This window comes from Wylensekiella montiformis, assembly GCF_009697385.1.
Classification (GTDB): domain Bacteria; phylum Bacillota; class Negativicutes; order Selenomonadales; family Selenomonadaceae; genus Selenomonas_A; species Selenomonas_A montiformis.
Map to the genome: position 1 here is coordinate 240,068 of NZ_VUNL01000001.1, position 21,858 is coordinate 261,925.

A 21,858-nucleotide genomic window follows, 5' to 3' on the forward strand; every position below is an offset into this window, starting at 1 on the left:
TCCTTACGATGCTCTTATTTCAGAGCCTCGGCGCCACCAACGATCTCCGTGATCTCGTTGGTAATGCCGGCCTGACGTACCTTGTTGTAGTAGAGGTCCAGCTTGCCCATGAGTTCCTCCGCATTATCCGTCGCGTTGCTCATCGCGTTCATGCGGGAGCTCAGTTCGCTTGCCGCAGACTGAAGCAGCGCGGCATACACCGTCGTGTACAGATACTGCGGGAGCAGCGCGCTGAGTACTGATGCCGCATCCGGCTCATAGATGTACTCGGCGTGAACCTCTCCGGAAGCTGCCGCATCCGCCTGAAATGGCAGCAGCTGTACAACCTGAGGCTCGCAGCTGATAGCGGAGATGAACTTCGTATAAACCATCTGCACTTCCCGAATCTCACCGGTCTTGAAACGCGTGATCAGATCGCGCGCAATCTGCCGGGCATGTTCAAACACGGGACGCTCACTGATGCCGATATAGCTCTGCTCAATGGCATAGCCGCGATTTTTGAAGTGAACCACGCCTTTGCGACCAACGATGAGCATGCGGACATCCTCCTTCGTTCCGGCCAGCGCCTCAGCAGCCTTGCAGGCATTACTGGAATAGGCTCCGGCCAGTCCCTTGTCCGCCGTGACCAGCAGGATGAGCTTCTTTCCGTCCGGGTGCTTCTCAAGCAGCGGATGGGAAAAATCCGACCCTGCACTGGCAGCGATCTCCTGAACGACCTGCATGACCTTATCGGCATAAGGGCGGTTGGCAATCGCGGCCTCCTTCGCATGGCGCAGCCGTGACGTCGCAACCATATTCATGGCGCTCGTGATCTGCTTGGTACTCTTTACGCTCCTAATGCGATGGCGGATATCCTGTAAACTAGCCAAAAAGAATCACCTCGCTGCCTTACGCCATTTTATAGGTTACGGTTTCCTTAAACTCCTCAATCGCCTGACGAAGCTCTGCTTCCAGCGCATCATCCAGTTTCTTCTGGTCGATGATCTTCCGGCCGATCTCCGGATGCTGCGTATGCATGAACTTCAGGAAGTCCGTCTGGAATTCGACGACACGCTCGACCGGAATATCCGTCAGGAATCCTTTGACCGCCGTATAAATGACCATGACCTGATCCTGAACCAGAAGCGGACTGTACTGCGCCTGTTTCAGCGTCTCGACCATACGCGCGCCGCGGTCCAGCTGGGCCTTTGTCGCCTTATCGAGATCCGACGCAAACTGGGAGAATGCCGCCAGTTCGCGATACTGAGCCAGATCCAGACGCATGGTGCCTGCTACCTGCTTCATCGCCTTAATCTGAGCGGAGCCGCCGACACGGGACACGGAAAGGCCCACGTTGATTGCCGGGCGGATACCGGAGTTGAACGCATCCGTTTCCAGCATGATCTGACCGTCCGTGATGGAAATGACGTTCGTCGGAATATAAGCGGAAAGGTCGCCGGCCTGCGTCTCGATGATCGGCAGCGCCGTGATGGAACCACCGCCAAGATCGTTGCTGAGCTTGGCCGCACGCTCTAAGAGACGGGAATGCAGATAGAATACATCGCCCGGATATGCCTCACGTCCTGGCGGTCTTCTGAGCAGAAGGGACATGGCGCGATAAGCTGCCGCATGCTTCGTGAGGTCATCATACACACAAAGGCATGCCTTGCCCTGATACATAAAGTGTTCGGCCATTGCTACACCGGCATACGGCGCCAGATACTGCAGCGGCGCGCTGTCCGCGGCAGTTGCTGCCACGACGATCGTATACTTCATCGCCCCGGCCTTTTCCAGCGTCTTGACCACACGGGCTACCGTTGAAGCCTTCTGACCGATCGCGACATAGACGCAGATGCAGTCCTGATCGTGCTGATTGAGGATCGTATCGATGGCAATCGCGGTCTTGCCGATGCCGCGGTCGCCGATGATGAGCTCACGCTGTCCGCGGCCAATCGGAACCAATGCGTCAATGGCCTTGATGCCTGTCTGCAGCGGTTCTTTAACCGGCTGGCGGTCAGCAATGCCCGGCGCATGGAACTCGACAGGGCGCGTCTTCTCAGCGCGAATCTCACCCTTGCCGTCGATAGGACGCCCGATCGCATCGACAACACGGCCGATCATCGCTTCACCGACCGGAACCTGCATGATTTTGCCCGTGCGCTTTACCTGCGATCCCTCTTTGATTTCCGTCTCACCGCCGAGCAGAACGGCGCCGACGTTGTCCTGCTCAAGGTTCAGGACCAGACCATAAATATCGTTGCCGAAATCGAGCAGCTCGCCCGCCATCGCCTTTTCAAGGCCATGGATATGAGCGATGCCGTCGCCGATCTCGATAACTGTTCCAACATCATCCACATTAAGGTCTATGTTATAGTTCTTAATCTGGTCTTTGATGATGGCTGTTATTTCTTCCGGATTCATTTTCATAACTTCGCTGTCACCCCAGTTTCATCACTTATTCGCCAGTAATTCTTTTTTCAGTGTCTCAAGGCGGCCGGCAACACTGCCGTCAATCCGGCGGTCGCCAATTTTCACGACCACGCCGCCAATGAGATCTTCATCCTCATGAAGCCTGAGCTGCACCTGTTTGCCCGTAAGCTGGGCAAGCTTGGCACGGATTGCCTCCTGCTGCCCGTCATCAGCCGGTGCTGCTGTCGTCACATCGGCGATCAGGATCCCTCTGGCCTCATTGGACAGCCTGCCATATTCTGCCTCAATGGCAGGAAGCAGGCCAAACCGCCGCTTGTCCACCAGCAGAAGCAGGAAGTGATACACATGCGGGGAAAGTTCTCCTTCAAACAGCTTCCCGATGAGCTCTTTTCTGGCTTTTGTCTCGACCTGCGGATTGGACAGAAAAGCAGAAGCAGCCGGCACCGATTCAATACCCGTGCAGACCTCCGCCAGCTCTCTTCCATACTCCACAAGCTTATCCTCTTCCCGGGCAATTTCAAAAATCGCCTGGGCATACTTGCGTGCAAGCTGTACATTTAGCATGGCAGATCACCAATCTTGTCTTTGTCCAGCTTATCGACGAATTCGCCGACCAGCTGCTCGTTCTCAGCCTTGTCCATATTCTTGGCGATGATTTTGCCCGCGGCCGCCATGGACAGCGCCACGACTTCCGCGCGAAGCTGCTCTGCCGCACGTTCGCGGTCGCGCTGAATCTCCGCAGCAGCAGCCTTTTTCATCTGCTCAATCTCGCGTTTTGCCTCGGCCCGTTTTTCCTCACGCTCCTCGCTGGCGCGCTTTTCCGCATTGCGGACGATCGTCTCCGCCTTGGCATTGGCAGCGGCCAGCTTGGCCTTATATTCAGCCAGCATCTTATCGGCTTCCACGGCATCGGCATCAGCCTTGTCGAGACTCTCCTGAATCCTGTCCTCGCGGGCCTTGAGCATGCGGACAACCGGCTTATAAGCCACAGCGCGCAAAATGACAACCAGAATAAGGAAGTTGAGGATCTGCGCGAAGAATGTCGCGTTTAACTCTATCAATTACTATGCCCCCTTTACTCGTGATGCATCAAACAAAAAGATTATTTGATGAGCGGGTTGGCATAGAGCATGATCAGGGCAACGACCGTCGCAATGATGGCCATGGACTCGATGAGGCCGACAGAAATCAGCGTATTCGTAAACAGCTTGCTCTGAGCTTCCGGCTGACGCGTAATTCCCTCGATAAAGCGGCTTGTTACCAGACCATCGCCCAGTCCTGCACCGATTGCGGCAAAACCCATGCAGAGACCTGCACCGATCAGAGCTGCTGCTACCATAATTGCGTTTTCCATGAAAAAATCCTCCTTAAAAATACATAAACATCAAGAACAGCTTCGTCCTTCCGGACCTTATGATTCTTCACTATCTTCCTTGACTGCACCGGCAAAATACGCCATGGACAGCATCGTGAAGATAAATGCCTGCACCCCGCCGATAAAAATACTGAACGCCAGCCAGATGACAGACGGTATCGGCATCCAGATCGGCATGAGCTTCAACAGGATGATGATCAAAATCTCTCCTGCAAGAATATTGCCGAACAGACGGAATGACAAGGTGATTGGCTTGGCAATCTCCTCAATGGCATTAATGATGACAAACACCGGAGTCGGCTTGAAGAAGTGCGCCAGATAATGCGCCCCCTTCATGTACAGGCCCAGCGAATGAACCATCACAATGACCAGCAGGGCTAAGCCCAGTGTGGTGTTCAAGTCGTTCGTCGGCGACGACAACGTCGGGATCAGTCCCAGCCAGTTCGATACCAGCAGGAACAGGAACAAGGAGATAATAAACGGTGCGAGAAAGCTCCCGCGTTTTCCCATTGTTCCAGCGATCTGCGCGTTCAGCCCGGTAACAATCATTTCCAGCACATTCTGCCAGCCGGACGGCACCATTTTCAAGTTGCGCGTTGCCAGGAATGCGATAAGAATAACGATTGCCATGGTGAGCCATGTCATGCACAGCGTCTCCCAGTTGAAGGTCAAGCCGGCAAACTGCACTACTTCGCGAACACCGATTTCATGCATAACCTCTACCTCCCTACCAGGGTTCGGGGATTCCCCCGCCCATGATTATTTTTTATCAGATCGTATGTTGGCCGCTATAAGGTGAACCAGTGCCAATCCATACCCCAGAAGAAGCCCCAGCGCAGTCACGGCAAAGACACGCACCGAAATCCGGGCTGCCGCGCCAAGGACTACGAAGATCGTCGTCAGACGCAGCATCAGCCCCCAGAGCATCTGCTTTTTGGCGCTGGCCGCATCCAGACCGGCGCTTCTCCAGGTACGGTAAGCAATCGTCCATATACATACCCCGGCCGCAAGATAGCCGGCCAGCAGCGCACCGATGAGCCGACCCTCGCCCTGCATCAACAGAACGCCTCCGATCACCGCTGTGCAAACCGCCAGACTTGCCGACAGCCGCTTGACATACCCTGATAAAACTTCCTTCATATTCCTCCTCCGACGGCAGGCAGATTCCTGTCCATCGTCTTCGTTGAATACCGGCAGCGGCGAAACAGAAACGCTCCCCCTGTATCAGGAGCCGTCGCTTCCATCTGCGCCTGAATTTTTATTTCGACATAAAACCGCAAATCCCTTTCAGGAAACTGCTGCCCTATGTAAAAATACCATTTATTTCCTGTATTTTACGATATAAATAAAAGTTATTTATATTATCATAAATATACAGAATTGATTTATCATAATTGGTCGCAAAGATTATTATATGCGATTGATTGACAGATAGCAAGGTTTTTCCAACAAAATTTAAGATACCGACAATTCAATCTTTCTTTCCGTTCTCAAAGCAAATTTCCCTGCTTCAGCTGCCGGTACATCGTATATATAGCTCCGGGAAATCCTACGATAATTCCGAGTAATTTCCCCGTGTATCCCAGCGCGAAGCAGGTATCGGCCAAATTGCCGAGAAATACGCAGATCCCGACAAAAACAACCAGGTAGATTCCCATTCCCCCGAGCAGGGAAAATGCCTTGAGCGCCATGCGCAGTCCTTCGTATCTGGAATCGTCATTCCGGTCAGACATATCCTTTTCTCCCTTCCGGTCATGCAGCAGAATAAAGTAAAACTTATCCAGACCCTTAGCATCGGATAAAGATCAAGCCTCCCCCGCAGGGAAGGCTTTTTGCATGATCTCTTATATCCTTTTCACTTGCCCATAAATACGTCTGGACGGTCTCCGGCCAGACCATAATGATAGAGAATGGCCTGAATGATCCGTCGGGAAGCCTGTCCATCTCCATATGGATTGACAGACTCCGCCATGCGGCCGTATTCTTCTTTATCCGTCAGAAGGCGGCGCGCTTCCTTGTAGACGCGCTCGCGGTCCGTGCCGATCAGCTTGACCGTGCCGGCCTCGACGGCCTCCGGACGCTCCGTCGTATCGCGCAGCACCAGTACAGGCTTGCCAAGTGCCGGAGCCTCCTCCTGCACTCCGCCCGAATCTGTCAGGATAAGGCAGGCACGATGCATGAGATTGGCAAACGGCTCATAATCCAGCGGATCAATCAAATGGACTTTGCTCAGGCCGCCGAGTTCTTCATTGACGACCTCACGCACCTTCGGATTCTTATGAACGGGAAATACGATCTCTACATCGTCGAATTCCTCAGTCAGCTGACGCAGCGCCTTGTAGACATGGCGCATCGGCTCGCCGAGGTTCTCGCGGCGGTGCGTCGTGACCAGAACAATGCGCTTATGCGCGAAATCGATCTGCCGAAGCATCTCATCGTCAAAGCGAAAATCATCGCGAACCGTATGATGCAGCGCGTCGATCACCGTGTTGCCCGTGACAAAGATGCGTTCTGCCGGAACGGATTCCGCCAGCAGATTACGCTCCGAGGTCTCTGTCGGCGCAAAATCGAGATCGGCAATGCAGCCGGTAAGCTTGCGGTTCATTTCTTCCGGGAACGGCGAATATTTATTGTGCGTACGAAGCCCTGCTTCCACATGACCGACCGGTATCTGGTGATAATAAGCAGCCAGCGCGCCGGCAAAGGTCGTCGTCGTATCGCCATGGACAAGAACCAGATCCGGCTTTTCTTCCGTCAGCACCTTATCCAGTCCCATCATCGCCTTGGAGGTAATATCAAACAAGGTCTGCCCCTGCGCCATAATATCCAGATCATGATCCGGTTTGATGGCAAAAAGATTCAGCACCTGATCCAGCATTTCGCGGTGCTGGGCAGTCACGGCTACGACCGGCGTAATCGTATCCGGATGCTTTTGAAGCTCCAGCACGATCGGAGCCATCTTAATTGCCTCCGGTCTGGTTCCAAAGACGGTCATCACCTTGATTTTCTTCTTGTCCATTCGAAATCCCCTTTCTATAAGCAAAGGCAGGCCTGCGCCTGCCTCCACGGTCTGATTGGTTCTCTTTCCGTCAGCCAGAGTCAGTGCTGATGAGCGGAATGATTCATATGAAAAATACCGATCTTTTTCGCACCGAACAGAACAGCCGCCACCACCACACAGACGATGAGAATGGCAAACTGGCTGCTGACCTCCGTAAGCGCAACGGCGCTCAGGCCAAGCAGCGCACTGATCACATACATGAGCAGAACCGCCTGACGCTGACTAAAGCCCAAATCCAAAAGGCGATGATGCAGATGTCCCTTATCCGGCTTGAAAATCGGCACGCCGCCGCGATAACGGCGCACAATGGCGAACGTCGTGTCCAGAATCGGAAGTCCCAGCGCCAGAATGGGGACAATGAGCGCAATCGTGGCCGCGCTCTTCACCGCGCCGATCACCGAAATGCCGGCCAGCATATACCCGAGGAACATGCTGCCGGAATCCCCCATAAAGATCCGGGCCGGATTGAAGTTATAGTACAAAAAGCCAAACGCCGCCCCGGCCAGCGCTGCAGTCAGCACGGCCACCAGCAGAATGCCCTGCTGCAGCGCGACCAGAAAGATCGTGATGGAAGCAATCGTTGAAACCCCTGCGGCCAGACCATCCAGCCCGTCAATCAGATTGACGGTATTGGTCAGACCGACAATCCAGAAGATCGTGACAGGGATCGCCAGCCATTCCGTATAAATGTAATCGCCAAACGGATCCGTAATGAAATCGATGCGCACATCAAAGGCAATGACCAGAACGGCCGCAGCAAGGATCTGCCCGACCAGCTTTACCTTGGCTGGCAGGTTCTTGTAATCGTCGATTACGCCGACCAGCACAATCAAGGAACCGCCGACCATCAGGCCGATCAATTCTGTCCTGACCTCCGCAGTTACCTCGACAAAGGACAGAACGCTGAATATCGCAGCCATGAAAGCCGCATAGATTCCAATCCCGCCGATACGGGGAATCGGCTTTTTATGAACTTTTCTCGCATCGGGGGCATCCATCGCTCCCGTCCTGGCCGCCAGGAAAATCACGCCTGGCGTAATGAGCAGCGCTACTCCTGCAGCAATGACAAACGCCAACATATAATCCGGCATACAAGTCGCACCTCTTTTTCCAATCGCTTGTTGTATTCATGTTTCCATAGCAAGCCTATTTTACCGCACCGCCCAACCGGTGTCAATGAAAATCACGGGACGAAGCGCTTAGTCGTGAATTTCGTCCGGACGACAGGAAACAATCTGTCCATCTGTATCGTAATAGACGACACGGTCCAGCTTGGCATTCCGCAGCATCCGGCGGCAGAGCAGGCATGGCTTGCCCGAAGCGAGTGTCCCGTCGGCGTTCACGCCGACAATATAGATGGTCGCCCCCTCCATTGCCGCCGGATCCGCATTGATGATGGCATTCTGTTCAGCATGAACGGCCACACAGAGCTCGTAATTTTGTCCTTTCGGCACATGAAGCCGCTCTCTCTCACAAACGCCCGTATCGATGCAGTTCGCCTCTCCGCGCGGCGCTCCGTTGTACCCGGTGCTGATGATAATCCGATCTTTGACGATGATCGCTCCATAGCGGCGGCGCAGACAGGTCGCTCTCCGGCCGACCGACCGGGCAATATCCAGAAAATACTCCGTCCAGTCCGGACGATTCTGCTTTTCACCGTTCATTCTTTTCATCCTCCCTGTCTTGCAAATAACGACGCCCCAGTATCACGGCAACCAGATCATCCACCGGCTCCGGCGGAACTTGCAGGGACAGCGGCAGCAAGCGCCGCCATCCCTTCGGCGGATTCGCCTTCCAGTATTCCCCGCGGGCCATCTCCGTCGTCCGGTATTCATCCACCACGCGGATGTCGAGAGACGGCAGCGCCTGCTTCAGGCGCTGCCGGGCCTGGCCGCTTGTCGTGCCGTTTCCTTCGACCAGACAGGAAAATCCGTATGCCTTATACCATCCGGCGACCTCCTGTTCCAGCCGCGCAGTTTCAATAACCTGCCGGATCAAGACCTTTCCGGTTTCATCCAGCACGGCCAGTCCGCATTTATCCCTGCCGGGATCCAGCGCTGCTATATTCATAAAGACCTCCCGTTATCCGAATCGAGCCGGGCAGATGCCCGGCTCGATTCGTTTCCCTCCAGCTGCTCTCATTCCCGTCAATGTACGGCATTATCCGTCTGCCGCTCCATTTTCAGGATCAGACGAAGCGGTCCCATCGCATCCGTATCTCCATTCGCATAAGCAGACAGAACCACCGGCCCGCGGATACCGCGCAGCGAGTTGACCAGTTCATAAAACTGCGCTCCGGCTATAACGCCGACAGAACCGCGGAGCGGATCCGGAAGGATGCCCTTTGTCGTCGCGGACAGATTGACATCCTTAAGGAAGTTCATGACCGTCTGCTCCGCTTCGCCGTCCGTGCCATCCGTCAGCGTATACGGCCGGGCAATGATGAATTCCTTATTCTTATAGATGATGCTGTTTTTGTAAAGTTCCAGAGACGTGCGTACCGCCTCGCCGCGGATCAGATTGCCTGCCGCCACGATGCGCACCACCATATCCTGCGGACTTTCCGCGATGGTCTTGACAGCCGCTTCATATTCCGGCTGATAGATCCAAATATCCTGATCGGACGTATCCCGTCCCAGGCGTGTGGAAACATTGCGGTTGGCCAGCTGAGCCAGAGACTGAAGATCCTGCGCCACCGCCGCCTGCGGCCGGTTGCCGCGGACCACGCCGCTGGCGATAACCTCTCCGGCCTGAAATACGATATCTCCCTCGCGCATGCTGATCAGTCCGTCGCGCAGATCCTGTGCACGTTTTTCCAGACTCTTATTGTCCCGGGTCAGCCTTGCATTATGACCGGACAATTCCTCGTTGGCACTGGCCAGAACCTGATTCCGGCCGCCGAGGCTGACATTCTCTGCAGAAAGCAGGTCATTGCGCGCCAGAAGGTCCTGTTTGGCGGCCTCCAGCTGGCGATTTCCCTCCTGCAGCCGGGACGATTCCGCTTCCAGCTCCGCCCGCTGGTCTTTCAGCTTTTCCACGTCCGTTTTGGAAGCGCTGAGCGCCTCATTGGTGCGCTCCTGCTCGTCCTGTGCCGCTTCCAGATCCGACTGGGCCTGAAGCAGGCTGGACTGCGTCGCCTGCATGGTGCGATTCAGCCGTTCCATGCCAAACAGCGCCGTGCGCACGTTCTCCGAAGCCGCCGCCATAACGCCGAACGTCAATGTCGTAATACAGACTCCTGTAAATATGGTAATGACAATGGAGGTATGACGCGGCCTCAGGCCGAAAATCGACAGCCTCTTTTTACCGATCTTCGTGCCCAGACGATCGCCGATAAACGCAATGGCGCCGCCGGTGATAATCAGTACGACAATCAAAAGGACTCCGTACATGTTTCATCATTCCACCTTTCTGTCCATCGGATAAGCCGGCATCAGCGCGATGCGCGGCGGATAAGGAAAAAACCGGCAATGAGGCCGACGATGTTCGGAAGCCAGACAGCAAGCATCGGCGTCAGGATCCCGCCGCGGGCCAAAGCATTTCCCATCGTCATCAGCGCGTAATAGAAAAAGATAATGATGACACTCATGGCAAATCCGGCCGACGAACTATTGCGCGTCGGCTGCAGCCCAAGAGGCACGCCGATCAAGGCAAAGATCAGGCTGGCCATCGGCACGGTAATGCGCTGATAATATTCTGCTTCCAGCTTGTTTGTATTGGCGTACTGCGTTTTCATAATGGCAATCTGCGCCTTGAGTTCCTTCATCGTCAGTTCCTCCGGATCCTTTTGCTCCCGGACGATCTGCTTCGGATTGGCCCGGATCGGAAGAACCTGCGTACTGAAACGCATGGTATGCTCGCTCTTTCCCTCCTCGCTAGCAATATCATAGAGCATCCCATTATGCATCGTCCACTCGTTGCCGCTCCATTCCGCATACTCCGCATTTTCCACATGGCGGACCTGACCGTCGTCATCAAAATCCTGCAGCGTGATTCCTTGCAGCGTCTGCGTATCAGCATCGTACAGCCGCGCATAGACCAGTCGCTGAATCTGTCCTTTTTCAATATCCTTCAAGATGATATGTTCCTGCGACTTCATGCCATTGTTCCCCTGTATCTCATAGTACAGGACATTACGGTAAGCCGTATTGGCCCACGGCACAACATACTCGTTAAACGCGATCGCACAGAGACTCACGATCAGTCCCATGATAATGGCCGGTGCCGCGATCCGTCCGAAGCTGATGCCGCAGGACTTCATGGCTGTGATCTCGCTTGAGCTGGAAAGGCGGCCGAAGGTCAGCAGACTGGCCAGCAGCATGGACATCGGGAACGTCCACATGATAACACTCGGCAGCCCGAAAATAAATATTTTAACCACCGCCTGCAGCGATGCACCGTAATCCGTAATATACTTCGCAATCTTGAACAGCGTACCGGAGCCGATGAATACCGCGGAAAACGCGCAGATGCCGAAAAGAAAGGTCAGCAGGACCTCCCGGAAGATATACTTGTCTAAAATTCTCAAATGCATGACTACGCTCCAATCACAGGGTAAAGTTTTCGCCCAGATAGAACTTACGGGCCACCGGACTGTTGGCAATGGTCTGGCTGTCGCCTTCCAACAGGATCCGCCCCTCGCTCAGAATGTACGCCCGGTCAACAATCTGCAGGGTTTCCCGTACATTGTGATCGGTGATCAGGATGCCCATGCCCCGCTGGCGAAGATACTGGATGATTTCCTGTATGTCTGCCACGGCCAGAGGGTCCACGCCGGCAAACGGCTCGTCCAGCAGGATAAACTGAGGTTCAAGCGCCAGACAGCGCGCAATCTCCACCCGGCGGCGTTCGCCGCCGGAAAGCTCCGTTCCCTTCCGGTCACGGACATGTCCGATGTGGAACTCTTCGATCAGCTCTTCATACTTATCCTTCTGTTCCGCCTTGGAGAGACTGGTCGTCTCAAGGATGGCCATGATATTTTCACGCACGGTAAGCTTGCGGAAAATGGAAGCCTCCTGCGTCAGATAGCTGATGCCCAGCGCCGCACGGCGGTACATGGGCTGGCCGGTGATATTGATATCCGATAAAAACACCTCGCCGGATGTAGGCTGCTCCAGCCCGACGATCATATAGAACGTCGTCGTTTTCCCCGCGCCGTTCGGGCCGAGAAGCCCGACAATCTCTCCCTTGCTGACCCTCAGGGACACGCGGTCTACGGCCGACCTCTCCTTGAATTTTTTTACCAGATTCTTCGCTTCGATATGCAAAGCTTATACCCTCCAACTTTCGGATTCACACTTATTCGTTTATTTTACTCCGGCCTGCCCATCCTTCGCAAGATAAATCGTCAAACGGTTGCTTTTCATCGTATTGTTGTCCTGAAGCGCCCAGGCGCTGCCCGTGACCACGACCTGACCCTGATCCCGGCCATAATAGTCCATCCGGTCTCCGCCCGCTTCCAGATTGCGCGGCGGACTGATCACATGCGCATTGCCTGTGCCGACATAATGCGCATCATCAAGCCATCCCTCCAGACGATTTGCCGTAAAGGTGCCGTCCGCACTCGTCAGCGTTCCTCCGGCCGGCATGACCAGATACTTCCCCTGATTCGGATAATAGTCGGCCTGCTCCCCGGAAAAATGATGTTCTCCCTGCGATCCCTGAACATTGCCCGATGCCGACAGGTGTTCCTCGCCGTCGAGGACAATGCGGTCACAGGTCAGACGCGCATCATCGCGTACAGCAATGACATTTCCCTCCACAATGCCCTGTTTCGTCTTCGCATTGTAGGATGCCTTCACACCGGAAACCCTGGAAGCTCCCTGTTTCATCAAAACATCGCCGGAAGCCGACACCAGACCTGTACTCATATCATACTCCACGGTATCCGCATCCAGCTCCGCCGGTTCGCCCGCGGCATTCAGACTGCTCATCGGCAGCACGACGCTTACCGCCAGAGCCAGCAGCATCTGTTTCATTCTGCCTGTATTCATTTGCTTTCTCCTCCTTTGACCAGATGGGCCCGGCCGATAATCCGGATCTTATTAAATCCGTCCGTGCTTTCAATGCGTTCGCCGGAGGCCTTCATATCCTCCTTGCTGACAGACGCGTCACCCACTGCCGCCAGCATCTCATCCGCCGAAACCCATTGCAGTTCCCGGCTGCTCAGTATGGCGCCGTCGCTCGTGCTGATCGCCACATTCCCCGAAAGGGAGATGTCCTTTGTCTCGTTTTCATAACGGCCATGATCCGCATGAACTTCCACCACACGGCCATCCTGCATATAAAAATGCCCGGTCAGATTCTCCAGCCGGACATCCTTCGTATGGACATCCATCTCGATATGTTCAGCCGTAAGATCCCAGATCTTTCGCCCGTCTTTTTCCTCACTGATCGTATTGCCCTCATACGTCATAAGATTCGAATCAGCAGTCTGCTCCGGCAGCTGCGGTTTTTGCGGCACCGTCATAACAGCCCAGACGACCAGCGCGGCAAACGCGGCCAATGCCAGTCCGGTCAGAAGCTTTTTCTTTCTGTCCATCATTCAACCTCCTGCGCGCGGACGGTATGGTGTTTTCCGGCTTTCTGCATATCCGGTGTCGTATTCCAGCGCTTCTGAAACCAAAGCCACTGCGTCGGATTTTCCCTGACAATCGTTTCCACGACCTTCGTCATTCGCGCGGTAAAGTCGAACAGATCGCGGTCTGTATCACCGGTATCCTCATAGCGCATCACCTCGCCGATTACGACCTTATGCCGTCCATTCGGCTGACGCAGGATAAACGCTGGAACCACCGGAGAATTAAACTTATGCGCGAAAACCGCGGGGCCCATCGGCGTCGAGGCGATCCGTCCCAAAAACGGCAAAAAAGCACCGCCCGGTCCTGCGTCCTGATCGGCTAAAAACCCTAAAATCTTGCCCTTTTTCAAAGCGCGGGCCGCAGCCAGCAGTTCGCTCGTCCCGCGGGAAAAAATCTCTACATGAATCGTCTTGCGCAGATCGTTGAGTGCATTCGTATACTGCATATTCGGCTGCGGCTTGGCAATAGCCGTAACAGGAAGGCCATTCAGGGTGAACGCTGCGGAAAGCCACTCCCAGGTACCGATATGACCGGTCAGAATGACGACACCATGCCGTTCATCCAGCGCTTTTTTCAGGCGGTCCAGATGATCAATCTCGATATACTGCCGGAAGTTCTGCTCATTGAGATGCGGCATATAGAGGATCTCCAACACATTTCGTGCCAGGTTGATAAACGATTTTCGCACCGTCCTGCGTGCTTCCCGCTCCGGAATCTGAAGGGCGGGCATCATCTGTTCCACCGCTCTTTCCCGTTCTTTCCGGATGAGCAGATAATAGAGATTGCCCAGCACCCAGCCGACAGCCATAAGCAGACGGTACGGCATATGACAAACCACCCGGCTCATGAACATAACGAATTTATAATGCATGGATATTCCTCCAAATGGATATTCCCTCAAATCTTACACAGCGATCCTGTCCGGCAGATATGCCCCCGCTGACCTGCCGGGAAAGCCGGTTACTGCGCCAGCCCATCGAAACGGGCGGGACGATAAAAATCATCGAGCAGCGCCTGCCATTTCCCCTGCGCCTTCAGGATAAATTCCAACAGCTCGCGGACAGCGCCGCGCCCGCCCGGCTGACCGGAAATGAGCAGCGCCTCCTGCTTCACTTCCAAGGCGGCATCAGCAACCGCCATCGGGAGCCCGGTCTGCATCATGATCGGCAGATCGATAAGATCATCCCCGACATAACCGATTTGCTCATCGGACAAGCCGAGTTTGTCCTTAATCGCTTCATAGGCCTTCCGCTTATCCGGATTGCCCTGAAATACTTCCGAGATATGCAGCTCTTTCGCGCGGATAGCGACCTGTTCCGACGATCGTCCCGTGATGACCGCTGTTTTGAGTCCCGCCTTATGCGCGAGAGTAATGCCCTGCCCGTCCCGGCAGAAAAAGGGCTTAAACAGCTCGCCGGACGGCCCGATGCAAATGGAGCCGTCCGTGAGGACTCCGTCCACATCAAAGATCACCAGCTGTATTTTTTTCGCACATGCAAGTGCCTTTGCTTTCTGTTCCATCTCAGACCACTCCCTGTCTCAGCAGATCCGTCAGGTGGACAATGCCTACCGGATTGCGATCCGCATCGATAACCGGCAGAACGGTGACCGGACGAGGCTTGTGTTTTTCCATAACGGAAAGCGCAGCCGCCGCCAGCTCGTCCTTTCCAATCGTCAGAGGCTTATCAAACATGATGTTCCTGACCGCCTCATCGAGGAATTTATAATCCTTGGCCAGCGCGCGGCGAATGATGCCATCGGTGATCAGACCGACAAACCGGCCGTTTTCATCGACCACCGAGGCTGCGCCGAGGCCCTTGTCGGTCATGATGAACAGCGCGTCCTTGGCGGTCTTGTCCTGCCGCACAATCGGGTTATCCTCTCCGGTATGCATGACATTGGACACTTTCAGCAGGAGACGGCGGCCCAGCGCGCCGCCCGGATGGAACAGCGCAAAATCCTGACTGGTGAAATTGCGGACCGACATCAGGGCCACGGCCATCGCATCCCCCATAGCCAGCGTGGCCGTCGTGCTGGCCGTCGGCGCCAGCCCCAGCGGACAAGCCTCTTTTTCCACCCCGATATCGATGAAGTAATCGCTGTTTTTCCCGAGCTGCGATTCACGGCGGCCGCTCATCGCGATAATCTTTGCGCCGATGCGGCGGATAATCGGCAAAATGTTTACGATTTCCGAGGATTCTCCGCTGTTCGAAATGGCAATGACCACATCATTTTCCGTCACCATGCCGAGATCTCCGTGAAACGCCTCGGCCGGGTGCATAAAGAAGGAAGGCGTGCCTGTGCTTGCCAGCGTTGCCGCAATCTTGCGCCCGATATGGCCGGATTTGCCCATTCCCGTCACGACGACGCGTGCCGTGCAGTCCAGGATGCACTGCACAGCAGCCTCAAATTCGTCATCGATACGGCTCTTCAGTTTTTGTACTGCCTCCGCTTCGATTTCCAGTGTCTCGATCGCGGATTCTTTGATTTTGTCCACGTTTCTTTCCCCTTGTTTCATCTATAAGCTTCTTTACGAAATTCACGCATTTTTCTTCCGGACGATCTCATGAATGGCGACCGCATCCCGCAGCAAATCCTCCAGCTTATCCAAGTAGACCATGTTCGCCCCGTCGGAAAGAGCCTCCTCCGGATTGTCATGGACTTCCAGAAACAGCGCATCCACACCGGCACCGACTGCGGCACGCACCAGATATTCCACATATTCACGGTTTCCGGCCGAGGTCGCCCCATTGCCGCCGGGCAGCTGTACGCTGTGCGTACCGTCCATGACGACCGGATAGCCAAAGGAACGCATAATCGGCAAAGAACGCATATCCACCACTAGATTATGATAGCCGAACGACGCGCCCCGCTCTGTAAGCATCATCTGCTCGCAGCCGCTCTCGTGCAATTTGTCCACCACATTGCGCATATCCTCCGGAGCGAGGAACTGTCCCTTTTTGACATTGACCACGCGGCCCGTGCGGGCTGCCGCATGCAGGAGATCCGTCTGCCGGCACAAAAAGGCGGGAATCTGCAGAATATCCGCCACTTTGGCCGCCGGTTCCGCCTGATACGTTTCATGAATATCCGTCACAACCGGCACCTGCAGTTCTTCCTTGATCTTCCGCAGCATTTCCAACCCCTTTTCCAGCCCCGGCCCGCGGAAGCTGTGAAAGGAGGAACGATTGGCCTTATCAAACGATGCCTTGAACACGTAGTTCACGTCCAGACGGCGGCAGATTTCCTTGACCGTACGCCCGATCAGCAGGCAGCGGTCCAAACTTTCCAGCACGCATGGCCCGGCCAAGAGGGTCAGCTTTTCTCCGCCGCCGATCTCGAAGTTTCCGACTTTTACCTTATTCATTCTCGTCTCTCCTTTGCCTGAATCTTACACGAACCCATTCTCACAGCTGACGGTAGATCGCATTTACCTTTTCCAGATCTTCAGCCGTATCTACTCCGACAAACTGCGCCTCAGTCTCCACTACCTTGATCCGGTACCCGTTTTCCAAAGCCCGCAGCTGCTCCAGCGATTCCGCGTTTTCCAGCGGCGTCGGCGCCATCGCCGCATAACGGAGCAGAAAATCGCGCCGATACGCATAAATGCCGATGTGTTTGTATACCGGACAGCCTGCATGACGCGGATAAGGCAGCAGAGAGCGGGAAAAATACAGAGCATATCCGTCTTTATTCGTCACTACCTTGACATTGTTCGGATTGCGCTGCTCTTCCTCATCCGTGATCTTCGTCATGACCGTCGCCATGGGAAGATCCGGCTCCTCCTCAAACACATCCACCAAGCGGTCGATCAGAGACGGCTCGATCAGCGGCTCATCTCCCTGCACATTAACGATGAGATCTGCCTCCGGATGGGCGGACGCCACCTCGGCCAGACGGTCTGTACCGGTCGGATGATCCTTCCGGGTCATCATCGCCCGGCCGCCATGCTCCTGCACAGCATTCAGAATACGCACATCGTCCGTGGCGACCAGCGTATCGGATACTTTTCCGGCCTGAGCGGCCCGATCATAGACCCGGCAGACCATTGGCTTGCCGGCGATATCCTTGAGCGGCTTTCCCGGAAGCCTTGTCGATGCATACCGTGCCGGAATGACACATAATACGTTCATGGAACCATTCATCCTTTCCTTAAGTCCAAAGGGAACTATTCCTTCTGCCGACAGCTGCGCGGGCCGAGACGCTCCGCCAGCCGCTGCTGCAGCAATGTGCGGAATTCCCGCTCGCCCTGTTGGAAATTCACCTCGACGCAGATGACATAGACCGGTATATCGTAGCCGGCATGGATGACCTCGGCAGGAATCTTGACCGCGTCTTTTTCCGTGATCACGATGGCTTCCGCCCCCATGGCCTCCGCCTGATGCAGAATATCGACCATTTCCTGCATATTGTAATCATGGTGATCCGGATAGCGCAGGCTCTCAAGAATAACAGCACCGAGATCAGAAAGAGTCTGTTCAAACGAGGCCGGATTTCCGATAGCCGAAACAGCCATGATCTTCCGTCCCTTCATCCGGCCGATATCGATGCCATCTCCGGCTATATCCGCATACCAATCCGCCAGCGGGATGAAGCAGCGCGGCTGATGAATGCTTTCCACGATCTGTGCCTGTGCATTGTATTTATGAACGGTTTCGCGTATGTACTCACAGGACCCTTCCGCCGCCTGATCCACCTTGGTCATCAGGCATACATCGGCGCGGCTGATATGGGAAATCGGCTCCCGCAGCGTACCGCGAGGCAGGATGTAGCCGTTGCCGAATACATTAACCGCATCCACGAGCAGAATATCCATATCGCGTTCCAGCTGCCAGTGCTGATAACCATCGTCAAGGATAGCCACCTCGGCGCCAAAATGATCGATCGCATACTGTCCGGTCACAGCCCGCTCTGCACCGATGAGCACCGGAACCTCCGGCAGATGCTTGGCCAGCATAAACGCCTCGTCGCCGGCCTGGGCAGAACTCATGTGAAGCCGATGTCCATCCGAAACAATGCCGATCTTCCCGTGCCATTTGGCGCGGTAACCGCGGTTCAATATGACGACCCGATAGCCCATATCGCGGATATCACTCGCAAGGCGCTGGGCCGTCGGCGTCTTTCCCGTTCCGCCTACCGTCACATTGCCGAGACTGATCACATAACAGGACAGCTTCCGATGCTTGAAAAGACCGATCCGGTAACCGGCCAGCTTGAGGTTGACCAGCTGTGCATAGATCTTCGAAAACACATAGAGAATCGCCATGATGATATGCAGACAGATTCCATCCACCTGTTTACTGTGAACGAGTTCGATGAAATAGGTCTGGAAATTATCGATCTTCTGCGTCGCACGAGCCCGCTGGCGGTTTTCCGGACAGCTTTCGTACGCATCCAGCATCTCGCGGAGAATGACCGCCGATTTGCGCGACGCTCCTTTGTTTTCCGCCACGATAGCCAGCGTCTCAGCCTCCATGCGATGACGATGCTCCGGATCGTCGAACAGGCGGACCACTTCCCGGACCAGCTCCTTCTCATTCCGAACCGTGATGCAGGCGTCGCGGTTGCGGAACAGCGCATGTGTATCCTTGAAGTTAAACATATAATGACCGACCAGAATCGCCTTGCCATGGGCGGCCGGCTCCAGAATATTATGCCCGCCGTGCGGAATCAGGCTGCCGCCGACATAGACGACGTCGCCGACGCTGTAAACCCGCCCCAGTTCGCCGATGGTATCGAGAATGACAATATCTTCGCCCTGAGACGCATGGCTCTGCAGCGCCGTGCGCGTCGTGACGGTGAATCCGGCCCGCCGGCAAAGATGCAGCACCTCCTGCGTGCGCAGCAGTTCACGCGGCGCAATGACCAGTCTGGCATGCGGGTGCTTCTCCCGCACAGCCCGAAAGGCATGGAGCACAAACTCTTCCTCTCCGCGGTGCGTGGAACCGGCCAGAAAAATGCCGTCATTTTCCTGCAGCCCCATCTCCTCGATGATCTTCTGCTTCTCGTCCGGGCTCACATCCGTATACGTCTGGTCAAATTTCGTATTTCCCGTCACCGTGACCAGTTCCGGCGGAGCGCCGAGGCGCATGATATAATCCGCATCGATCTGCGACTGCATGGCAAATCGCGTCACCGTTCCAATCATATCGCGAAGCAGGCTGTGCAGATGGCGATACTGCTTGACACTCCTATCGCTGATTCGTCCGTTGACCATCATGACCGGAATATGAAGCTGGCGCGCCGTCTTCAGGAAATTCGGCCAAAGCTCCGTTTCAACGGGCAGAAAAACCCTCGGATGAATGCGCCGCAGCACATGACCGGCCAGAAACGGAAGGTCCAACGGAAAATAGATAATGGAATCCGCATCTTTTATAATGCGGTTTGCCATCTCATAGCCGCTGGTCGTCACAACAGAGACCAGAATCGGCGTCTTGGGAAACTCCTTGCGGAACTCCCGGATCAGCGGACTTGTCGCCACAATCTCCCCGACCGATGCCGCATGAACCCAGATGCAGTGTTTTTTTTCGACGCGGTCCAGTGTATGAGCCGGGAAAAAACCCAAACTTTGCCGGATCCGTTCCACAAAGCCCTTTTCACGGACCGAGCGGACCATGAATACCGGTATGATCAGGACGACGACCAGTATTGCCGCTATATTGTAAAGGATTTGCATTGCTCTGTCCTTTCCCTCTTACTCGTTGACGTTCTTCTTGTTGAACTGGATATTATACAAATAGCTGTACAGGCCGTCCTGTCCGAGCAGTTCTTCATGAGTGCCGTGTTCTTTCACCTGCCCGTTGTCAATGACATAAATCTGATCCGCCTGAAAGATCGTAGAAAGCCGATGCGCAATCACAAACGAGGTGCGGCCGACCATCAGACGGTCCAATGCCGCCTGAACGATTTTTTCGCTCTCCGTATCCAGAGCTGATGTCGCTTCATCAAGAATGAGCACGCGCGGATTCTTCAGGATAGCCCGGGCGATAGCCATGCGCTGCCGCTGGCCGCCGGACAAATTCATGCCCCTCTCGCCGATCGCGGTATCGTATCCCTGAGGAAGCTCGCGGATAAAGCTGTCCGCGTTGGCCGCTTTGGCCGCTTCCTCCACTTCCTCATCGGTAGCATCCAGACGCCCATAACGGATATTCTCCCGCACGGTCGTCGAAAACAGCATGGTTTCCTGCGGGACAATGCCGATCTGCTCGCGCAGAGAATCTACCGTAACATCGCGGATATCGTGTCCGTCTATCGAGATCGATCCCGAAGTAACCTCATAAAACCGCGGGATCAGATTGGCAATGGTCGATTTTCCGGCGCCGCTCGGCCCGACAAAGGCGATCATCTGCCCGGGACGGGCTTCCAGCGTGACATCGCTGAGCGCCGGTACGCCTTTCTTATACTCAAAGGAAACATGATCCAGCCTGACACGGCCGGTGATTTCCGGCAAGCGGACCGCATCCGGCTTGTCATGAATCGGCTCCTCCAGATCAATGACGGCAAAGACCCGGTCAACTGCGGCCATAGCCCGCTGGAGATTGCCATAGACGCGCGACAGACGCTTGACCGGATTGGCCAGATTCACCGCATAGGTCAGAAATGCCACCAGCGCGCCTGCCGTCATCTGGTCATTGAGCACTTCATACCCGCCGAACCAGACGATAAACGTAACGGAAATGGCCGCCAGAAGCTCCACCGTCGGAGTGAGCAGGCTGGTCAGCTGGACATTCTTCATCGCCGCCTGAAAGTTCAGTTCGTTCTGCCGCACAAAACGCTGAATTTCATAATTTTCACGTACAAAAGATTTAACGACACGGATGGCTGAAATGCTTTCCTGAAGCAGTGACGTTATATCTGCCATGCGCTCCTGAATGACCGTGCCATTCCGCTTGATCTTGCTCCCGAAGATCTTCATGGCCTGTCCGACCACAGGGATGACCACCAAAGTAAGCAGCGAAAGTTTCCAGTCCAGATACACCATAAGGACCAGCGAGCCAATCAGAATCGACCCCTCTGTGACCATCTCGATCAGCTGGTCAACCAGCGCCGACTGGATAGCCGCCACATCATTGGTAATATAGCTCATCGTCTCGCCGGTCTGATGCTTGTCAAAGTACGCCATCGGCATGCGCTGAAATTTGCGAAACATGACCTCTCTGACATCAATGATGACTTTCTGTCCGATATACGAGACCAGATACGACTGCCCGTAGAAGAAGATCCCGCGGATTAAGAAAACCACGACGATGCCGATACAGATCATATTGAGCATCATCATATCTTTGTCCGCCAGAACCTTGTCGATCATGTCCTTGATGATCCATGGCAGATACAGGTTGCATCCAGCCGCTACGACGATGCAGACAATGGCCAGAAACAGCTGCCTAAGATAAGGCCGCATATACTGGAGCAGCCGTTTATAATTCTTCATA

At 54.8% G+C, this 21,858-nt stretch carries 24 protein-coding genes; all 24 read right to left on the bottom strand.

Annotation, left to right across the window (positions count from 1 at the left end):
• Window positions 1–14: 14 nt before the first annotated feature.
• Window positions 15–869, bottom strand: a complete 855-nt coding sequence (atpG, locus tag FYJ78_RS01180; protein ID WP_154619559.1) for an ATP synthase F1 subunit gamma — start codon at window positions 867–869, stop codon at window positions 15–17.
• Between the two features lie 19 nt (window positions 870–888).
• Window positions 889–2,406 (bottom strand): F0F1 ATP synthase subunit alpha, encoded by a 1,518-nt coding sequence (gene atpA, locus FYJ78_RS01185; RefSeq protein WP_154619560.1) that lies wholly within the window; start codon window positions 2,404–2,406, stop codon window positions 889–891.
• Window positions 2,407–2,430: 24 nt separating this feature from the next.
• Entirely contained in the window at window positions 2,431–2,973 is a 543-nt protein-coding gene (atpH, locus tag FYJ78_RS01190) for an ATP synthase F1 subunit delta (RefSeq protein ID WP_154619561.1), read from the bottom strand.
• On the bottom strand, window positions 2,967–3,470 hold the full coding sequence (gene atpF / locus FYJ78_RS01195; protein WP_154619562.1) for a F0F1 ATP synthase subunit B: 504 nt from the start codon (window positions 3,468–3,470) through the stop codon (window positions 2,967–2,969). Before atpF ends, atpH begins: the two co-directional genes overlap by 7 nt.
• 41 nt (window positions 3,471–3,511) lie before the next feature.
• Complete coding sequence (gene atpE, locus FYJ78_RS01200; RefSeq protein WP_154619563.1) at window positions 3,512–3,763, bottom strand: F0F1 ATP synthase subunit C; 252 nt, start codon at window positions 3,761–3,763, stop codon at window positions 3,512–3,514.
• A 57-nt stretch (window positions 3,764–3,820) separates the two neighbouring features.
• A complete protein-coding gene (atpB, locus tag FYJ78_RS01205) occupies window positions 3,821–4,498 on the bottom strand; it encodes a F0F1 ATP synthase subunit A (protein ID WP_154619564.1) in 678 nt (225 codons plus the stop codon).
• A gap of 45 nt (window positions 4,499–4,543) precedes the next feature.
• The gene (locus FYJ78_RS01210; protein ID WP_154619565.1) at window positions 4,544–4,924 is read right to left on the bottom strand and encodes a hypothetical protein; all 381 of its coding nucleotides are present in this window, start codon (window positions 4,922–4,924) and stop codon (window positions 4,544–4,546) included.
• A gap of 350 nt (window positions 4,925–5,274) precedes the next feature.
• Entirely contained in the window at window positions 5,275–5,517 is a 243-nt protein-coding gene (locus FYJ78_RS01215; RefSeq protein WP_154619566.1) for an AtpZ/AtpI family protein, read from the bottom strand.
• A 122-nt stretch (window positions 5,518–5,639) separates the two neighbouring features.
• Window positions 5,640–6,803, bottom strand: a complete 1,164-nt coding sequence (gene wecB / locus FYJ78_RS01220) for a non-hydrolyzing UDP-N-acetylglucosamine 2-epimerase (protein ID WP_154619567.1) — start codon at window positions 6,801–6,803, stop codon at window positions 5,640–5,642.
• 80 nt (window positions 6,804–6,883) lie between these two features.
• Window positions 6,884–7,936, bottom strand: coding sequence for an MraY family glycosyltransferase (locus FYJ78_RS01225; RefSeq protein WP_154619568.1), 1,053 nt, complete (start codon window positions 7,934–7,936; stop codon window positions 6,884–6,886).
• Between the two features lie 108 nt (window positions 7,937–8,044).
• Window positions 8,045–8,509 carry a deoxycytidylate deaminase gene (locus tag FYJ78_RS01230; protein ID WP_154619569.1) on the bottom strand — a complete coding sequence of 155 codons (465 nt, stop codon included), beginning with the start codon at window positions 8,507–8,509 and terminating at the stop codon, window positions 8,045–8,047.
• The gene (locus FYJ78_RS01235) at window positions 8,499–8,915 is read right to left on the bottom strand and encodes a RuvC family protein (RefSeq protein ID WP_154619570.1); all 417 of its coding nucleotides are present in this window, start codon (window positions 8,913–8,915) and stop codon (window positions 8,499–8,501) included. Before FYJ78_RS01235 ends, FYJ78_RS01230 begins: the two co-directional genes overlap by 11 nt.
• Before the next feature lie 77 nt (window positions 8,916–8,992).
• Window positions 8,993–10,237 (bottom strand): DUF3084 domain-containing protein, encoded by a 1,245-nt coding sequence (locus FYJ78_RS01240; RefSeq protein WP_154619571.1) that lies wholly within the window; start codon window positions 10,235–10,237, stop codon window positions 8,993–8,995.
• 41 nt (window positions 10,238–10,278) lie between these two features.
• Window positions 10,279–11,379: an LPS export ABC transporter permease LptG gene (gene lptG, locus FYJ78_RS01245; RefSeq protein WP_154619572.1), complete on the bottom strand. Its 1,101-nt coding sequence runs from the start codon at window positions 11,377–11,379 to the stop codon at window positions 10,279–10,281.
• A 13-nt stretch (window positions 11,380–11,392) separates the two neighbouring features.
• Complete coding sequence (gene lptB, locus FYJ78_RS01250; protein WP_154619573.1) at window positions 11,393–12,112, bottom strand: LPS export ABC transporter ATP-binding protein; 720 nt, start codon at window positions 12,110–12,112, stop codon at window positions 11,393–11,395.
• A 39-nt stretch (window positions 12,113–12,151) separates the two neighbouring features.
• Window positions 12,152–12,838, bottom strand: coding sequence for an LptA/OstA family protein (locus FYJ78_RS01255; RefSeq protein WP_154619574.1), 687 nt, complete (start codon window positions 12,836–12,838; stop codon window positions 12,152–12,154).
• A complete protein-coding gene (lptC, locus tag FYJ78_RS01260; protein ID WP_154619575.1) occupies window positions 12,835–13,386 on the bottom strand; it encodes an LPS export ABC transporter periplasmic protein LptC in 552 nt (183 codons plus the stop codon). Before lptC ends, FYJ78_RS01255 begins: the two co-directional genes overlap by 4 nt.
• Window positions 13,386–14,297: a lysophospholipid acyltransferase family protein gene (locus tag FYJ78_RS01265; protein WP_154619576.1), complete on the bottom strand. Its 912-nt coding sequence runs from the start codon at window positions 14,295–14,297 to the stop codon at window positions 13,386–13,388. Before FYJ78_RS01265 ends, lptC begins: the two co-directional genes overlap by 1 nt.
• Before the next feature lie 89 nt (window positions 14,298–14,386).
• Complete coding sequence (locus FYJ78_RS01270) at window positions 14,387–14,947, bottom strand: KdsC family phosphatase (RefSeq protein ID WP_154619577.1); 561 nt, start codon at window positions 14,945–14,947, stop codon at window positions 14,387–14,389.
• Window position 14,948: 1 nt separating this feature from the next.
• Complete coding sequence (locus tag FYJ78_RS01275; protein ID WP_328597600.1) at window positions 14,949–15,923, bottom strand: KpsF/GutQ family sugar-phosphate isomerase; 975 nt, start codon at window positions 15,921–15,923, stop codon at window positions 14,949–14,951.
• Between the two features lie 42 nt (window positions 15,924–15,965).
• Complete coding sequence (gene kdsA / locus FYJ78_RS01280) at window positions 15,966–16,793, bottom strand: 3-deoxy-8-phosphooctulonate synthase (protein ID WP_154619579.1); 828 nt, start codon at window positions 16,791–16,793, stop codon at window positions 15,966–15,968.
• 40 nt (window positions 16,794–16,833) lie between these two features.
• The gene (kdsB, locus tag FYJ78_RS01285) at window positions 16,834–17,559 is read right to left on the bottom strand and encodes a 3-deoxy-manno-octulosonate cytidylyltransferase (protein WP_154619580.1); all 726 of its coding nucleotides are present in this window, start codon (window positions 17,557–17,559) and stop codon (window positions 16,834–16,836) included.
• 35 nt (window positions 17,560–17,594) lie between these two features.
• Entirely contained in the window at window positions 17,595–20,102 is a 2,508-nt protein-coding gene (gene lpxK, locus FYJ78_RS01290; RefSeq protein WP_154619581.1) for a tetraacyldisaccharide 4'-kinase, read from the bottom strand.
• A gap of 18 nt (window positions 20,103–20,120) precedes the next feature.
• Window positions 20,121–21,857 (bottom strand): lipid A export permease/ATP-binding protein MsbA, encoded by a 1,737-nt coding sequence (gene msbA / locus FYJ78_RS01295; protein ID WP_154619582.1) that lies wholly within the window; start codon window positions 21,855–21,857, stop codon window positions 20,121–20,123.
• Window position 21,858: the final 1 nt, after the last annotated feature.

Coding starts and splice junctions, on each gene's coding strand:
- FYJ78_RS01210 (WP_154619565.1), bottom strand. CDS start 4,924: ATGAAGGAAGTTTTATCAGGGTATGTCAAGCGGCTGTCGGCAAGTCTG.
- kdsA (WP_154619579.1), bottom strand. CDS start 16,793: ATGAATAAGGTAAAAGTCGGAAACTTCGAGATCGGCGGCGGAGAAAAG.
- FYJ78_RS01255 (WP_154619574.1), bottom strand. CDS start 12,838: ATGAATACAGGCAGAATGAAACAGATGCTGCTGGCTCTGGCGGTAAGC.
- atpH (WP_154619561.1), bottom strand. CDS start 2,973: ATGCTAAATGTACAGCTTGCACGCAAGTATGCCCAGGCGATTTTTGAA.
- lptG (WP_154619572.1), bottom strand. CDS start 11,379: ATGCATTTGAGAATTTTAGACAAGTATATCTTCCGGGAGGTCCTGCTG.
- FYJ78_RS01270 (WP_154619577.1), bottom strand. CDS start 14,947: ATGGAACAGAAAGCAAAGGCACTTGCATGTGCGAAAAAAATACAGCTG.
- FYJ78_RS01235 (WP_154619570.1), bottom strand. CDS start 8,915: ATGAATATAGCAGCGCTGGATCCCGGCAGGGATAAATGCGGACTGGCC.
- FYJ78_RS01215 (WP_154619566.1), bottom strand. CDS start 5,517: ATGTCTGACCGGAATGACGATTCCAGATACGAAGGACTGCGCATGGCG.
- atpE (WP_154619563.1), bottom strand. CDS start 3,763: ATGGAAAACGCAATTATGGTAGCAGCAGCTCTGATCGGTGCAGGTCTC.
- atpB (WP_154619564.1), bottom strand. CDS start 4,498: ATGCATGAAATCGGTGTTCGCGAAGTAGTGCAGTTTGCCGGCTTGACC.
- FYJ78_RS01225 (WP_154619568.1), bottom strand. CDS start 7,936: ATGCCGGATTATATGTTGGCGTTTGTCATTGCTGCAGGAGTAGCGCTG.
- lptC (WP_154619575.1), bottom strand. CDS start 13,386: ATGGACAGAAAGAAAAAGCTTCTGACCGGACTGGCATTGGCCGCGTTT.
- kdsB (WP_154619580.1), bottom strand. CDS start 17,559: ATGAACGTATTATGTGTCATTCCGGCACGGTATGCATCGACAAGGCTT.
- atpA (WP_154619560.1), bottom strand. CDS start 2,406: ATGAAAATGAATCCGGAAGAAATAACAGCCATCATCAAAGACCAGATT.
- FYJ78_RS01240 (WP_154619571.1), bottom strand. CDS start 10,237: ATGTACGGAGTCCTTTTGATTGTCGTACTGATTATCACCGGCGGCGCC.
- wecB (WP_154619567.1), bottom strand. CDS start 6,803: ATGGACAAGAAGAAAATCAAGGTGATGACCGTCTTTGGAACCAGACCG.
- FYJ78_RS01265 (WP_154619576.1), bottom strand. CDS start 14,297: ATGCATTATAAATTCGTTATGTTCATGAGCCGGGTGGTTTGTCATATG.
- lpxK (WP_154619581.1), bottom strand. CDS start 20,102: ATGCAAATCCTTTACAATATAGCGGCAATACTGGTCGTCGTCCTGATC.
- msbA (WP_154619582.1), bottom strand. CDS start 21,857: ATGAAGAATTATAAACGGCTGCTCCAGTATATGCGGCCTTATCTTAGG.
- FYJ78_RS01230 (WP_154619569.1), bottom strand. CDS start 8,509: ATGAACGGTGAAAAGCAGAATCGTCCGGACTGGACGGAGTATTTTCTG.